This window comes from Bacteroides difficilis (assembly GCF_048319815.1).
GTDB lineage: Bacteria > Bacteroidota > Bacteroidia > Bacteroidales > Bacteroidaceae > Bacteroides > Bacteroides zhangwenhongii.
Map to the genome: position 1 here is coordinate 2,427,708 of NZ_CP182814.1, position 14,055 is coordinate 2,441,762.

The 14,055-nt window shown below is 41.5% G+C and carries 14 protein-coding genes; 6 read left to right on the forward strand and 8 right to left on the reverse strand.

The features are described from left to right. Positions 1-70: 70 nt before the first annotated feature. Positions 71-754 (reverse strand): tetratricopeptide repeat protein, encoded by a 684-nt coding sequence (locus ACNOGP_RS08915; protein WP_418214594.1) that lies wholly within the window; start codon positions 752-754, stop codon positions 71-73. Positions 755-915: 161 nt separating this feature from the next. On the opposite strand from ACNOGP_RS08915, the gene recF reads away from it, so the two are divergent. Further along, on the forward strand, positions 916-2,025 hold the full coding sequence (gene recF, locus ACNOGP_RS08920; protein ID WP_418214595.1) for a DNA replication/repair protein RecF: 1,110 nt from the start codon (positions 916-918) through the stop codon (positions 2,023-2,025). Then, on the forward strand, positions 2,022-2,309 hold the full coding sequence (locus tag ACNOGP_RS08925; protein WP_007765066.1) for a DUF721 domain-containing protein: 288 nt from the start codon (positions 2,022-2,024) through the stop codon (positions 2,307-2,309). The genes recF and ACNOGP_RS08925 overlap by 4 nt, the downstream gene beginning before the upstream one ends. On the opposite strand, the gene ACNOGP_RS08930 is transcribed toward ACNOGP_RS08925, so the two are convergent. The 6 genes from ACNOGP_RS08930 to gap all read right to left on the reverse strand — a co-directional run bounded on the left by ACNOGP_RS08930 (position 2,296) and on the right by gap (position 8,764). Further along, positions 2,296-2,775 (reverse strand): 5-formyltetrahydrofolate cyclo-ligase, encoded by a 480-nt coding sequence (locus ACNOGP_RS08930; RefSeq protein ID WP_229092525.1) that lies wholly within the window; start codon positions 2,773-2,775, stop codon positions 2,296-2,298. The genes ACNOGP_RS08925 and ACNOGP_RS08930 overlap by 14 nt on opposite strands. 37 nt (positions 2,776-2,812) lie before the next feature. Beyond that, positions 2,813-4,495, reverse strand: a complete 1,683-nt coding sequence (locus ACNOGP_RS08935) for a S41 family peptidase (protein ID WP_143865487.1) — start codon at positions 4,493-4,495, stop codon at positions 2,813-2,815. Between the two features lie 43 nt (positions 4,496-4,538). Then, positions 4,539-4,988: a dCMP deaminase family protein gene (locus tag ACNOGP_RS08940; RefSeq protein ID WP_186966823.1), complete on the reverse strand. Its 450-nt coding sequence runs from the start codon at positions 4,986-4,988 to the stop codon at positions 4,539-4,541. A gap of 17 nt (positions 4,989-5,005) precedes the next feature. Next, positions 5,006-5,515 carry a DUF4847 family protein gene (locus ACNOGP_RS08945; RefSeq protein WP_418214596.1) on the reverse strand — a complete coding sequence of 170 codons (510 nt, stop codon included), beginning with the start codon at positions 5,513-5,515 and terminating at the stop codon, positions 5,006-5,008. Between the two features lie 9 nt (positions 5,516-5,524). Further along, the gene (locus tag ACNOGP_RS08950; RefSeq protein ID WP_418214597.1) at positions 5,525-7,585 is read right to left on the reverse strand and encodes a M3 family metallopeptidase; all 2,061 of its coding nucleotides are present in this window, start codon (positions 7,583-7,585) and stop codon (positions 5,525-5,527) included. A gap of 168 nt (positions 7,586-7,753) precedes the next feature. Further along, positions 7,754-8,764: a type I glyceraldehyde-3-phosphate dehydrogenase gene (gap, locus tag ACNOGP_RS08955; RefSeq protein ID WP_007765077.1), complete on the reverse strand. Its 1,011-nt coding sequence runs from the start codon at positions 8,762-8,764 to the stop codon at positions 7,754-7,756. 143 nt (positions 8,765-8,907) lie between these two features. On the opposite strand from gap, the gene mscL reads away from it, so the two are divergent. Both mscL and guaA read left to right on the forward strand, forming a co-directional pair. Beyond that, positions 8,908-9,354, forward strand: coding sequence for a large-conductance mechanosensitive channel protein MscL (gene mscL / locus ACNOGP_RS08960; protein WP_007757250.1), 447 nt, complete (start codon positions 8,908-8,910; stop codon positions 9,352-9,354). A 135-nt stretch (positions 9,355-9,489) separates the two neighbouring features. Next, the gene (guaA, locus tag ACNOGP_RS08965; RefSeq protein ID WP_143865480.1) at positions 9,490-11,013 is read left to right on the forward strand and encodes a glutamine-hydrolyzing GMP synthase; all 1,524 of its coding nucleotides are present in this window, start codon (positions 9,490-9,492) and stop codon (positions 11,011-11,013) included. 161 nt (positions 11,014-11,174) lie between these two features. Here guaA and ACNOGP_RS08970 read toward each other — a convergent pair whose 3' ends face one another. Next, complete coding sequence (locus ACNOGP_RS08970) at positions 11,175-11,843, reverse strand: Crp/Fnr family transcriptional regulator (RefSeq protein WP_007765079.1); 669 nt, start codon at positions 11,841-11,843, stop codon at positions 11,175-11,177. A gap of 137 nt (positions 11,844-11,980) precedes the next feature. On the opposite strand from ACNOGP_RS08970, the gene ACNOGP_RS08975 reads away from it, so the two are divergent. Next, on the forward strand, positions 11,981-12,580 hold the full coding sequence (locus ACNOGP_RS08975) for a MarC family protein (protein WP_143865478.1): 600 nt from the start codon (positions 11,981-11,983) through the stop codon (positions 12,578-12,580). 158 nt (positions 12,581-12,738) lie between these two features. After that, the gene (locus tag ACNOGP_RS08980) at positions 12,739-13,725 is read left to right on the forward strand and encodes an IS30 family transposase (RefSeq protein ID WP_195477624.1); all 987 of its coding nucleotides are present in this window, start codon (positions 12,739-12,741) and stop codon (positions 13,723-13,725) included. Positions 13,726-14,055: the final 330 nt, after the last annotated feature.

A 14,055-nucleotide genomic window follows, 5' to 3' on the forward strand; every position in this document is an offset into this window, starting at 1 on the left:
TTATCTGCGTTATCCGCGTCTAAAAAGTATAATATACTTAGTTATATATAATAAGGTATTTAGAGCCTTATTATTTTTTCATCAATTTAGCCTGTTCGATGTATTTGTCGATGTCCATTGCTTGGTAAGACTGGAAATATTTATCCTTAATCTTAGTATAAGCGTTTACTGCATCGTCATATTTTTCTTGTTTTACCAGGATTTCTCCGGCTTGCAACAGGAAGATCGGGCTCAGTGTATTGTTGTCAGCTTTGTCTGCTGCCGACAGCAGAGTAGAAGCCGCTTTATCCAATTGTCCAAGTTGTGCATAGCAGTTGCCGGCAGCACCCAAGATTGCCGGAGCAACCATCTGGTCGCTTCCATCGAAGCTATCCAACATCTTTACTGCATCTTCATATTTACCGAGTTGTGCGTAGCAGATACCTGCGTATGCTTTTGCCAAGTTAGCGGCTTTTGTTCCACTGTAGTCATCCGCTACTTTCAGGAAACCGGCATAACCGATACTGTCACCGTTCAGAGCCTGCTCAAAAGCGTCCTGCTCAAAGTATTCCTGTCCTTTGAAAAGAGCAGCTTGTGCTTTTTCTTCACGAGGTTCAGCATAGAGGTTTTTGTACATGATAAAACCTGCTACAATAATAATCACAGCAACAACACCGCCGATGATTGCGTTTTTGTACTTGATAAGAAACGCTTCCGATTGTGTCAGTGCATCTTCTACGTTCAGATGTTCATTCTGATTTTTTTGTTCTGCCATTTTTATATGATTCTTTTTGTTATTATTCACTGTTTGATATTTCGACTCGCAAAATTAGTTTTTTTATATCTACAAATGAAATTTAGAGCCATCTTTTTTTATTTTACCTCCGAAAACCACGAAAATCTTGCTACTTTTGTGAACAAATTAACGTGTAAACAATGATACTGAAACGAATATCCATATTGAATTATAAGAATCTGGAAGAGGTGGAGCTGGGATTCTCCGCTAAACTGAACTGTTTTTTCGGACAGAATGGAATGGGAAAGACCAACTTGTTGGATGCGGTGTACTTTTTATCTTTCTGTAAGAGCTCCGGTAATCCGATTGATTCTCAGAATATTCGTCATGAACAGGACTTCTTTGTTATTCAAGGTTTCTATGAGGCGGAGGATGGAACTCCCGAAGAGATTTATTGTGGAATGAAACGCCGTTCGAAGAAACAATTCAAAAGGAATAAGAAAGAATACAGCCGTTTTTCGGACCACATCGGCTTCCTGCCTCTGGTCATGGTGTCGCCTGCCGACTCAGAACTGATTGCCGGTGGAAGTGATGAACGCCGACGGTTTATGGATGTGGTGATTTCCCAGTATGATAAGGAATACCTGGATGCGTTGATCCGTTATAATAAAGCATTGACGCAGCGCAACACTTTGCTGAAAAGCGAACTGCTGGTGGAAGAAGAACTCTTTCTGGTGTGGGAGGAGATGATGGCACAAGCCGGTGAGGTCGTATTCAAGAAGCGTGAGGCGTTTATCAAAGAGTTTATTCCTATATTCCAGTCTTTTTATTCATTCATTTCTCAAGATAAGGAACAGGTTGGACTGTCTTACGATTCCCATGCGCGGGAGGCTTCTTTGTTGGAAGTATTGAAGCAAAGCCGGGAACGGGATAAGATTATGGGCTTCTCTTTGCGGGGAATTCATAAGGATGAACTAAATATGCTTTTAGGGGAGTTTCCGATCAAGAAAGAAGGTTCGCAAGGACAGAATAAGACGTATTTGGTTGCTTTGAAGCTGGCTCAATTTGATTTTTTGAAACGTACCGGAAGGACCGTTCCTCTATTATTGCTGGATGATATCTTTGATAAGCTGGACGCTTCACGTGTGGAGCAGATAGTGAAATTGGTTGCCGGAGATAATTTCGGGCAGATCTTTATTACGGATACGAATCGGGAACATCTGGATCGCATTTTGTATAAAGTGGGCAGTGACTATAAGATGTTTTTTGTTGAAAAAGGAATCATTCGCGAAATGGAGGCTGAACAATGAAACGTAATGACGCTGAACAGATAGGGAAACTGATACAGCAATTTCTTCGTCAGGAGAGTTTGGAGTCTCCGTTGAATGAACAAAGATTGTTGGATGCCTGGCCTAAAATCTTGGGACCTGCGGCAACTTATACCAGCAATCTTTATATCCGTAATCAGACTTTGTATGTGCATCTCACTTCTGCGGCTCTTCGGCAGGAGTTGATGATGGGGCGTGAAATGCTGATACGTGCGCTTAACACGAAAGTGGGGGCTACCGTTATTACAAATATTATTTTTCGTTGATGGTTATAATTATATCCATGCGGATGTCGAAAGATTCCGCAGGAACTTCTTCTACTAATTGGAACGGAAAACAGATACCTGCTTTGTAGGCTGACGGTATGCGTGGTAAAAGCCGGTCGTAATATCCTTTTCCCCGTCCCAGACGGTTTCCTTTCAGGTCGAAAGCTACTCCGGGAACAGCGATAAAGTCTATGGTCGCATAATCGGTAAATAATTCTCCCGTCGGTTCTTCTATGCCATAGCTTCCGGTTGCCATGTCTTCGGGACCGGTATATATCCGTAATTCTAAATCATCACCTACCACTACCGGGAGTAGAATACGTTTCTTTTTGCTCCATTTTTGTACAAATGTATGTGTATCTACTTCATCCTTCAGTGAATAGTAAAGTAAAACGGTGCTTGCCGCCCTAAAAGCCGGATGGGCTTCGAGGGCGGCAAGTATTTGGGTTGATAGCGACTTCCGCAACACTGAATTATAATGTGTCTTCAGTGTTGCTATATGTTTACGCAGTTCCTTTTTTCTTTCCATCTTTATTGGTCGGTTCTTCCTCTTCTACAGCTATCGGTACTTTTGGAAAGGCTTCTCCTTTTTCGAGTATTTCAATACCTTTGTTGACAGTGGCGTCACTCTTGTTAAAATACTGAAGATAAGCCTCTAACCCTAGCATATTGTAGATGATGTTGCCATAAATGTTTTTTTCTAACAGCTTATACGACTTTTGGATCAGGATATTTCTTCTTTTCACTCCCTTACTGTCAGCAAAGCGGACAAACTGTTCTACCAGTCCTTGACGGCGGAGATAATTCAACAGTTCTTCTTCCGTCTCGTACTCGCTGAGTTTTTTCCGGTTATTGTCGGTATATTGGAAAGTGAATTGGATAGTCAGTCCGCGACCGATAACCGTAGAAAGGTAAGAAGTGACTCCTGTAGTATCTTGCGGTACGAATATATCCGGCATGATACCGCCACCGCCATATACGGTACGTCCCAGACTGGTATTATAGCGTTCTTTTTCATTCTGCTTGATACTGTCGCGTGAGAAAAATTCTCCATGCTCATACCGGTTGTATAAATCCAGTTCGTAGTTCCGGTCTTTGCCACTTTCGTATGGGCGTTGGATACAACGTCCGGACGGAGTGTAATAGCGGGCAATCGTCAGACGGATAGCGGAACCGTCACTGAAGTCGATAGGTTGCTGTACAAGTCCCTTGCCGAACGAGCGTCGTCCGATAACTGTTCCCCGATCGTTGTCCTGAATAGCTCCGGTGAAGATCTCGCTGGCAGAAGCGGAACCTTCGTCAATGAGTACGACGAGCGGCATTTTCTGGCAACTGCCTGTGCCGTTAGCAAATTCTTCTGCACGGGGATATTTACGGCCTTGCGTATATACTATCAGTTTCCCTTCCGGCAAGAATTCGTTTACCATGCGGATAGCTGCTTCCATGTATCCTCCGGTGTTACCACGCAGGTCGATAATCAGCCCCTTGCATTTTTTATGGTTCAACTGTGCCAATGCGTTGAGCAGCTCTACATGAGTGGTACGTCCGAACTTGCTCACTTTTATGTAGCCGATATCATCGTTCACCATATAAGCGGCGTCTACAGTATTTTGAGGAATATCTCCACGTGTGATATTGAAGTTCAACAGTTCTTTTTCTCCCATGCGTTTGATTCCTAATTTCACTTGAGAACCTTTCGGCCCTTTCAAGGTACGCATGGCCCGTTCATTGGTTACTTTCTTGCCGACAAATAAACTGTCGTCCACAGTGACGATACGGTCGCCTGCCATCAGTCCCACTTTTTCAGAAGGACCTCCCTGAATGACTGCATTCACATGAATAGTGTCATTCTGTATGGTGAACTGAATACCGATTCCACTGAAACTGCCTTCCAACTCCGAATTGACTTCTTCGAGGTTCTGTGCCGGGATATAAGTTGAGTGCGGATCAAGTTCGGCAAGAATCTGCGGCATAGCTTTTTCTACGAGGTCGGTCATGTTTACAGTGTCTACATATTGGTCATCTACGATTCGCAATAGTGCGTTCAGCTTGTTGGAGGAACCATTGATGATACCCAAACGGTTACCGGCGAAATGTTTGGCATAAAATGTGCCGATAAGAATCCCGATTACCACGCTGATTGCTATGATGACAGGTGTAAAACGTGAAGAGCTTTTTGTACTCATGTCTATTCCTTTTTTAAAACGTTCGTCTTATTTATTCATCTTATTATTTGTCCGAAGCAGGCTTTTCATCCAGTTCTGCATAGATAACTTCGATTCCTGCCCGCTTTAATAACTCTATTCCATCTTCCAGGCGATAATGCTCCGAGTAAACCACCCGTTTGATACCTGCCTGTATGATTAATTTGGCACATTCGATGCAGGGAGAAGCGGTGACATACATCGTTGCACCGTCACTGCTGTTGTTTGAACGTGCTATTTTGGTGATCGCATTTGCTTCCGCATGCAGAACGTATGGCTTTGTCACGTTGTTTTCATCTTCACATACATTCTCAAAACCGGAAGGCGTTCCATTATAACCGTCGGAGATAATCATTTTATCCTTGACGATTAAAGCTCCTACTTTGCGGCGTTGGCAATAGGAGTTCTCCGCCCATATGCTAGCCATACGTATATAACGTTTGTCAAGTTCTGATTGTTTCTTCTCTGTGTCCATATTGTGTGTCGGATTAGTTACTGATTAACAACGTAAAAGACCATTCGAAAGGTCTGCTGACTTCCGGTAGGCTTATACAAAAGGTATAAATTTTTGCTGTCCCCTTCGTAAGATGTCGCATTCTTGAGACCTTCCAGAAAATTTTTGGCAAGTTTATCGCCTCCGTCCTTTCCTTCCGTGATATTGGCTTTGAATTTATTGTCTTTGCCGTTTGCACTCCAGGTTCCGGCAAGGGGATACGAAGTGATAACGCTTCCTCTTATGTTTCCTCTAATCAGATCATCTTCGGTTGTACCCTCAAATATAACATTATATGTACCATTTTTTTTAAGTTCATCCATACTTTTCTTCTTTTCCGCTTCACTTTCCCAAAAGCCGAACATCTCGTGCCCTCCATCAACAGTGATATAGTTTAGCTTCCAAGTCTTTCCTGTAAATATGGCGGCTACATCATCCGAATCATTACATCCTGAAAATAAAGGAAGTAATAATAATAGTCCTATTATTTGAAATATACTCTTCTTCATAGTTAATACTTATTTCTTTATTCCATTTCTGATTAGCAACGCGTCAATAGACGGTTCTTGTCCTCTGAAACGTTTGTAAAGTACCATCGGGTGCTCCGTTCCTCCTTCCGATAGAATGTTGTTACGGAACGAATCGGCAACTTCGCGATTGAATATTCCTTTCTGCTTAAACAGGGAGAATGCATCTGCATCCAATACTTCCGCCCATTTATAACTGTAATATCCTGCGGCATAGCCACCGGCGAAGATATGAGAAAATTGTGTACTCATGCAAGCTTCTTCGATGACCGGCAATATCTGCGCCTTTTTCCAGGCTTCCTTCTCGTAGGCTTTCACATCCCCCTCAAAGGCTGTATTGCGGGTATACCATGTCATATCGAGCAGACCGAAACTTACCTGTCGCAAACAAGCGTATGCTACATTGAAGTTTGAAGCGTCTACCAATCGTTTTATTAAATCATCAGGCAGGGCTTCACCTGTCTGATAATGGCGGGCGAATGTATTTAGGAAGTCCTTTTCTATGGCAAAATTCTCCATGATTTGTGAAGGCAACTCCACGAAGTCCCAATATACATTGGTTCCGCTCAAACTTTTATAGGTAGAGTTGGCAAACATACCGTGCAGGCTATGCCCGAACTCATGAAGGAATGTCTCTACTTCATTGAAAGTCAGCAGGGCAGGCTTGTTTTCGGTCGGTTTGGTGAAGTTCATAACAACGGATACGTGCGGACGGCTGTTTTCACCGGTTTGCTTATCTATCCATTGATCTTTGTAGCTGGTCATCCAAGCTCCGGCACGTTTTCCTAGACGCGGATGGAAGTCAGTATACAGGACAGCCAGGAATCTCCCGTCTTTATTGAATACTTCAAATGCCTCTACATCTTTATGGTAGACAGGAATCTCCGTGTTTTTGCGGAAAGTTATTCCATATAACCTTTCTGCAAGTCCGAATACTCCTTTCTTTACCTGTTCGAGTTCGAAGTAGGGGCGAAGCATTTCTTCGTTGATATTGAATTTCTTATCTTTCAGCTTGTTGGAGTAATAACTCCAGTCCCACGGCATTAAGACAAAATCCTCTCCTTGCTCTTTACGTGCCAACTCCTGTACCTCTTTGTATTCCTGTTGTGCGGTAGGTGTGTATGCTTCCAACAGTTGGTTAAGCAGCTTGTATACAGACTCGCTGTTTTCGGCCATCCGTTTTACGAGCGTATATTCCGCATAATCCTTGTAACCTAGCAATTGCGCTATTTTCATGCGCGTATTTGCTATCTTTTTTACGATCTCGATATTGTTGAATTCGTTGTCATGCGTACATTTTGTATTGTACGCCATGTATAACCTCTGTCGTAAATCACGGTTGTCGGCATAGGTCATAAAAGGAACATAACTTGGCGCGTGAAGGGTAAATGCCCATCCTTCTTTATCTTCGCTTTTCGCTGTTTCGGCAGCTGCTTCCACAATAATTTCGGGAAGTCCGGCAAGACTTTCTTTTTTCGTCAACAGCATTTGGTAGCGATTTGTTTCTTTTAAGTTGTTCTCACTGAAAGTCAGTGTCAACTTACTTAACTCGGTGGTTAACCGGCGGTATTCTTCACGTGCTTCTCCTTCCAGATTAGCACCGTGACGAACGAAGCTGTTATAGGCATTTTCCAACAACTTACTTTCTTCCGGATTGAGCTGTAAGTTTTCTTTTTGGTTGTATACCTCTTTTACACGTGCAAAGAGTTTCTCATTCAGCGTGATATTGTTACTATGCTCGCTGAGTAGCGGCATTATTTTTTGTGCCAATGCCTGCAGGTCATCGTTGGTTTCCGCACTGAGCATATTGCCGAACACGGCGGTAACTCTGTCCAGTAACTCTCCGGATTGTTCGAAAGCTTCTATTGTATTTCGGAAGTCTGCTTTTTCCGGGTTCTGTATGATAGCATTTATCTCTGCATTTTGTTGTTTGATTCCTTCAAGAATAGCAGGTTCATAGTGCTCGGTTTTTATACGGTCAAAAGGCACGGTTTCGTGCGGTGTCAAGTACTGCCCGAAGAAAGGATTCTGGGCATTTATTATATTACTCATGCTGCAAATTAGTATCAATGTTATTAATAATCTTTCCATAAGAACACAAAACTACTAAAATTGTAGCTTACTATGCGGATAAAAGCTTGCTTTTTAACAATATATAAAATGAATACAAAAAAACCGCTACGGTTATCCGCAGCGGTTTCTTATATGTTAATCTTCTAATTAAGCGTTAACTGATGCCATGTGAGCGATCAAGTCAAGAACTTTGTTAGAGTAACCGATTTCGTTGTCATACCAAGATACAACTTTAACGAATGTGTCAGTCAAAGCGATACCTGCTTTAGCATCGAAGATAGAAGTACGAGTGTCACCCAAGAAGTCAGAAGAAACAACTGCATCTTCAGTGTAACCCAGGATACCCTTCAATTCGCCTTCAGAAGCTTCTTTCATTGCAGCGCAGATTTCAGCGTAAGTAGCCGGTTTAGCTAAGTTAACTGTCAAGTCAACTACAGATACGTCCAAAGTCGGAACACGCATAGACATACCAGTCAATTTGCCGTTCAATGCAGGGATAACTTTACCTACAGCTTTAGCAGCACCGGTAGAAGAAGGGATGATGTTACCAGAAGCAGCACGACCACCTCTCCAGTCTTTCATAGAAGGACCGTCAACTGTTTTCTGAGTAGCAGTTGTAGAGTGAACTGTAGTCATCAAACCGTCAAGGATACCGAACTTGTCGTTCAATACTTTAGCGATAGGAGCCAAGCAGTTAGTAGTACAAGAAGCGTTAGATACGAATTGAGTACCTTTAACGTATGTTTTTTCGTTTACACCGCAAACGAACATCGGAGTGTCATCTTTAGAAGGAGCTGACATTACAACATATTTTGCACCAGCTTCGATATGAGCCTGAGCTTTGTCTTTGCTCAAGAACAAACCTGTAGATTCTACAACGTATTCAGCTTCTACTTCATTCCATTTCAAGTCAGCCGGATTTCTTTCAGCTGTGATACGGATAGCTTGACCGTTAACGATCAATTTGCTGTTTTCAACATCTGCTTCGATAGTACCATCGAATTGACCGTGCATTGTGTCATACTTCAACATGTAAGCCAAGTAATCAACCGGGCAAAGGTCATTGATACCTACGATTTGAATATCGTTTCTCTTCATTGCAGCGCGGAAAACGAAACGTCCGATACGTCCGAATCCATTAATACCTACTTTAATCATTTTGTTTAAACTTTTAAGGGTTTTATAATATTTGTTCAAATATCTCTCGGTCTCCGCATTTGTTTTATTTTTCAAATGCGGTGCAAAATTACAAAAATGTTTTTATATTCGCATATTAAATTCACATTAAATATTGAAAAAAGATGGGAAAGAGTACATTTTTACAGGACTTTAAGGCGTTTGCAATGAAAGGAAACGTCATTGACATGGCTGTCGGTGTGGTTATTGGTGGGGCGTTCGGCAAGATCGTATCATCGCTGGTTGCTAATGTAATTATGCCTCCGATCGGCTTGCTGGTTGGCGGTGTGAACTTTACGGATTTGAAATGGGTAATGAAGGCGGCTGAGATTGGAGCCGACGGCAAAGAGATTGCGCCTGCGGTATCATTGGATTACGGCCAGTTCTTGCAGGCTACCTTTGACTTTCTGATTATTGCCTTTTCTATATTCTTATTTATACGCCTGATTACGAAACTGACGGCAAAGAAAAAAGAGGAAGCGCCTGCCGCACCTCCTGCTCCTCCTGCACCTACGAAAGAAGAGGTACTGTTGACGGAAATTCGTGACTTGCTGAAAGAGAAGAGAGATTAATTCCGATAAAATAATAGGAGGAGATTCCGGGCATTATCCTGTGAATCTCCTTTTATTTTTCTCCTTATTATTAATAATAGATTGCGTACTTTTTTCTACTTTTGCAAATCATTTATTTAAAATCCAACCATTTATATGCAGGAAAAAATAATAATTCTTGATTTCGGTTCACAAACAACACAGCTTATAGGCCGTCGTGTGCGCGAATTGGATACATATTGCGAAATCATTCCTTACAACAAATTTCCCAAAGATGATTCTACAATTAAAGGGGTAATCCTTTCGGGCAGTCCTTTTTCGGTTTACGATAAAGATGCGTTTAAAGTCGATTTGAGTGAGATTCGCGGTAAATATCCGATATTGGGTATCTGTTATGGTGCGCAGTATCTGTCGTATACCAATGGTGGAAAAGTGGAACCGGCAGGTACACGTGAATACGGACGTGCTCATTTGGCTTCTTTCTGCAAAGATAATGTGCTGCTGAAAGGAGTGCGTGACGGCTCGCAAGTATGGATGAGCCACGGTGATACGATTACCGCTATTCCTGACAATTTCAAAAAGATCGCTTCGACGGATAAAGTAGAGATTGCGGCTTATCAGATAGAGGGTGAGCAGGTATGGGGCGTACAGTTCCATCCGGAGGTGTTTCATAGTGAAGACGGTACGCAGATATTGAAGAATTTTGTGGTGGATGTCTGCGGTTGCAAGCAAGACTGGTCACCGGCCTCTTTCATTGAAAGTACCGTAGCTGAATTGAAAGCCCAGTTGGGAGATGATAAGGTTGTGCTCGGTTTGAGCGGTGGTGTAGATTCTTCTGTTGCTGCCGTGTTGTTGAATAAGGCTATTGGCAAGAACCTGACTTGTATTTTCGTAGATCATGGCATGCTGCGTAAGAATGAGTTCAAGAATGTGATGAAAGATTACGAATGTCTCGGACTGAACGTGATTGGTGTAGATGCCAGCGAAAAATTCTTCTCGGAACTGGCGGGCGTGACTGAGCCGGAAGGTAAACGTAAGATTATAGGTAAGGGTTTTATCGATGTATTCGATGTGGAGGCTCATAAGATAAAGGATGTAAAATGGCTGGCTCAGGGAACAATCTATCCGGACTGCATCGAGTCGTTATCTATTACAGGTACGGTGATTAAAAGCCACCATAATGTAGGCGGACTTCCAGAAAAGATGAATCTGAAACTTTGCGAGCCGCTTCGCTTGTTGTTCAAGGATGAAGTTCGTCGTGTGGGGCGTGAATTGGGTATGCCGGAGCATCTGATTACCCGCCATCCGTTCCCCGGACCGGGCTTGGCTGTACGTATTTTGGGCGATATTACCCGTGAGAAAGTACGTATCTTACAAGATGCGGATGATATTTTTATTCAAGGATTGCGTGATTGGGGACTGTACGATAAAGTATGGCAGGCGGGAGTTATTCTGTTGCCGGTGCAGTCTGTCGGTGTCATGGGTGACGAGCGTACATATGAACGTGCTGTTGCATTGCGTGCTGTGACCTCAACCGATGCTATGACTGCCGATTGGGCACATTTGCCATATGAATTTATGGGTAAAGTATCAAATGATATTATTAATAAGGTGAAAGGCGTGAATCGCGTAACCTATGATATTAGTTCTAAACCGCCAGCTACCATAGAGTGGGAGTGACAATTATTCCTGGTTATATATCAAGACTTACCACAGATTACACAGATTTCCACAGATTTTTTATTAAAACGAACTTTTAATGTTAATCTGTGAAAATCTGTGTAATCTGTGGTGAAAAATTTAGCAATAGTCGAATTGTTTCGTTTATTGCAGAGCCACTTCTAATCGTTCACTAACTTCACTGCGTCCGGGATCAGGATCTCTTTCCGGCGTAATTCAAGCACACCGCTGTCTTGCAGTTCATTAAGAGCTTTGGAAGTATTCAGCCGGGTGTCATCCAGATAACGGGCAAGGTCGTCCATCTTTACCTTGAATATTTTTTCTCCCTGTGTTTTTTCGCAATGTAGCAGGAAGAAACGAATGATTTTATTTTTCAAGTCCTGAGCCGGTTCCTCCCATAAACGGGAATAGAGATTTTGTGCCCGATTGCTGACAATATTCATATAATTAAGCCGGAAAATATCATATTTGAACAGGTCGCTGAGCACAAAGGCTTTGCTGATACTTACAGTATGCGCTTCTGTATGTGCTATGTAAGAAGAGGTGTAATGGGTGCTCATTCCGAACAGTGACTGCGGCTCTATTAAATAAGGTGCTTCCATCTGTTCGATGACTGTGTATATATTTTGGGGGGAATTTGTGACGATTGAAACTTCTCCTTTCAATAGAAAACAAAGTTGTGTGCAAGCACTTCCATTTTCAATGATGGTCTCCCCCGCTTTATGTTTAATAAAGTGTAGCTTTACTTTTTCCAGAATACTGGTAAAATCTTCATTACAAAGACCTTGAAATAAAGGCAATTGGAGCAAAGTGTCGAACATTGTTTCCATACGTCGTAATTTCTTGTTAATCGTACAAATTTACTCATAATACGATACTGCTGTCAACATCTGACCTCTCTTTTTGTTTTTTTTATTGTTTGAATGCATAAAAATAGAGTATATTTGCAGAAAAAAAGGAGGAAATTATGTTCACAGGCTTTAATTGGCAGCAGATGGTCAGTGCGTTTATCGTACTTTTTGCCGTAATAGATATTATCGGCTCTATACCTATTATTATTAACCTGAAAGAAAGAGGCAAAGATGTAAATGCGATGAAAGCTACTGTCATCTCTTTCGTCTTGTTAATCGGGTTCTTCTATGCGGGTGATATGATGTTGAAGCTTTTTCATGTGGATATTGAGTCATTTGCGGTTGCCGGTGCATTTGTTATTTTTCTCATGTCTTTGGAGATGATTCTGGATATTGAGATTTTTAAGAATCAGGGGCCTATCAAAGAGGCTACTTTGGTTCCGCTTGTTTTTCCTCTGCTTGCGGGCGCTGGAGCTTTCACGACGTTGCTTTCTCTCCGTGCTGAATATGCAAGCATTAATATTATTATAGCTTTGGTGCTGAATATGATCTGGGTATATTTCGTGGTGAGTATGACCGGACGTGTTGAGCGTTTTCTCGGCAAAGGTGGTATCTATATTATTCGTAAGTTCTTTGGTATCATTCTATTGGCTATTTCCGTCAGATTGTTCACCGCCAATATAACATTGTTGATTGAGGCATTGCAGAATCATTGATGTTATCCTAAGTTCAAGTTATAAATGCGACAGTTGAGTGAGAATATAGTTTAGAAAAATATTTTTAGAGAGAAGCGGATGAAAAAAATCTTCATCTTGCTTCTCCCTTGGAATAAAGTTTCTATCTTGCTCCCTCAATCTCCTACCAAATCAGTCGCATGATGAAACAATTAACCGAAGGACAAAGATACAAATTACAAGCGTATCTGCAAGCAGGAATTAAAAAAGATGAAATAGCCCATTTGCTGGGTATTCATCGTAGTACCCTTTATCGTGAGTTATGTCGCAATAAATGGAATCCCACGGACTCTTATGATGCTGACTATGCACAGTATCGTTACGAACGTCGTAAAGAGCAACGTATTCGTCCACAGAAATTCACAGAGTGTGTCAAGGCCAGAGCCACAGCCATGCTTGTCCAGCTGAATTATAGCCCGGAACAAATAGTAGGAAGATGTAAGGGGCTAGGCTTCCCGATGGTTTCCGTGGAGAGGCTTTATCAGTGGATATGGGACGATAAACGAAAAGGCGGGGATTTATATCGGTCACTTAGAAGAAAGGGGCGGAAGCATGGAAAGAGAGGTTCCGCACATAATAGTAGAGGATGTATTCCCAATCGCAAGGATATTTCGGAAAGACCTGCTATTGTGGAGAAAAAAAAGAGATGGGGAGATTTGGAAATGGATACTATTATTGGAAAGAATAATAAAGGGGCTATTCTTACAATAAATGAAAGAAAAACTGGGTGGCTATGGACATACAAGTTGCCAAGTAAGGAAGCTAAATATGTGGCGGCAGCAACCGTGCAACTATTGAGACCATATAAAGGGCGAATACATACAATTACTTCAGACAATGGATCAGAATTTGCAGACCACCAATATATTGCGAAAGAATTAGGGATAGATTTTTACTTTGCAAAACCACATCACCCATGGGAAAGAGGAGCAAATGAAAACCTAAATGGATTAGTCAGGCAATATATACCGAAAGGCATTTCGTTCGAATATATTACACACCAATATATAGAGGAAATTACATTAGAAATTAATCAAAGACCAAGAAAAAGATTGGGATTTTTATCACCCAAAGAGGCACAAAATTTTAGAAAGATTAAGCAGCTCAAGAAAAAATTGAACTTATAAAATAAGGAGGTGTCGCATTTACAAATTGAATTCAGCTATTACTAAAACGATTTAAAAAATCATCTCTCATATCTCTCATAAAATAATGATAAGCTATTGATAATTAGTTGTTTGTTTTATGAGAGATACTTTAATGTATCTGTATCTCTCATACTCTATGTCGTTATCTCTCATTCCTTTCTCTGCTATCTCTCATACACGATTTGTATTATCCTTTCTGTCTTAAATTAAAGGCTGTTTATGTGTCGGATTACCGCATTTTTTAAGCGATTTAGCCTTTATTCTCCGTTTTCTAATAGACATATCAACCATTTCACTCCAGTGAATAGT

Coding starts and splice junctions, on each gene's coding strand:
- ACNOGP_RS08950 (WP_418214597.1), bottom strand. CDS start 7,585: ATGAGTAATATAATAAATGCCCAGAATCCTTTCTTCGGGCAGTACTTG.
- gap (WP_007765077.1), bottom strand. CDS start 8,764: ATGATTAAAGTAGGTATTAATGGATTCGGACGTATCGGACGTTTCGTT.
- ACNOGP_RS08915 (WP_418214594.1), bottom strand. CDS start 754: ATGGCAGAACAAAAAAATCAGAATGAACATCTGAACGTAGAAGATGCA.
- ACNOGP_RS08935 (WP_143865487.1), bottom strand. CDS start 4,495: ATGAGTACAAAAAGCTCTTCACGTTTTACACCTGTCATCATAGCAATC.
- mscL (WP_007757250.1), top strand. CDS start 8,908: ATGGGAAAGAGTACATTTTTACAGGACTTTAAGGCGTTTGCAATGAAA.
- ACNOGP_RS08980 (WP_195477624.1), top strand. CDS start 12,739: ATGATGAAACAATTAACCGAAGGACAAAGATACAAATTACAAGCGTAT.
- ACNOGP_RS08945 (WP_418214596.1), bottom strand. CDS start 5,515: ATGAAGAAGAGTATATTTCAAATAATAGGACTATTATTATTACTTCCT.
- ACNOGP_RS08970 (WP_007765079.1), bottom strand. CDS start 11,843: ATGGAAACAATGTTCGACACTTTGCTCCAATTGCCTTTATTTCAAGGT.
- guaA (WP_143865480.1), top strand. CDS start 9,490: ATGCAGGAAAAAATAATAATTCTTGATTTCGGTTCACAAACAACACAG.
- recF (WP_418214595.1), top strand. CDS start 916: ATGATACTGAAACGAATATCCATATTGAATTATAAGAATCTGGAAGAG.
- ACNOGP_RS08975 (WP_143865478.1), top strand. CDS start 11,981: ATGTTCACAGGCTTTAATTGGCAGCAGATGGTCAGTGCGTTTATCGTA.
- ACNOGP_RS08925 (WP_007765066.1), top strand. CDS start 2,022: ATGAAACGTAATGACGCTGAACAGATAGGGAAACTGATACAGCAATTT.
- ACNOGP_RS08940 (WP_186966823.1), bottom strand. CDS start 4,988: ATGGACACAGAGAAGAAACAATCAGAACTTGACAAACGTTATATACGT.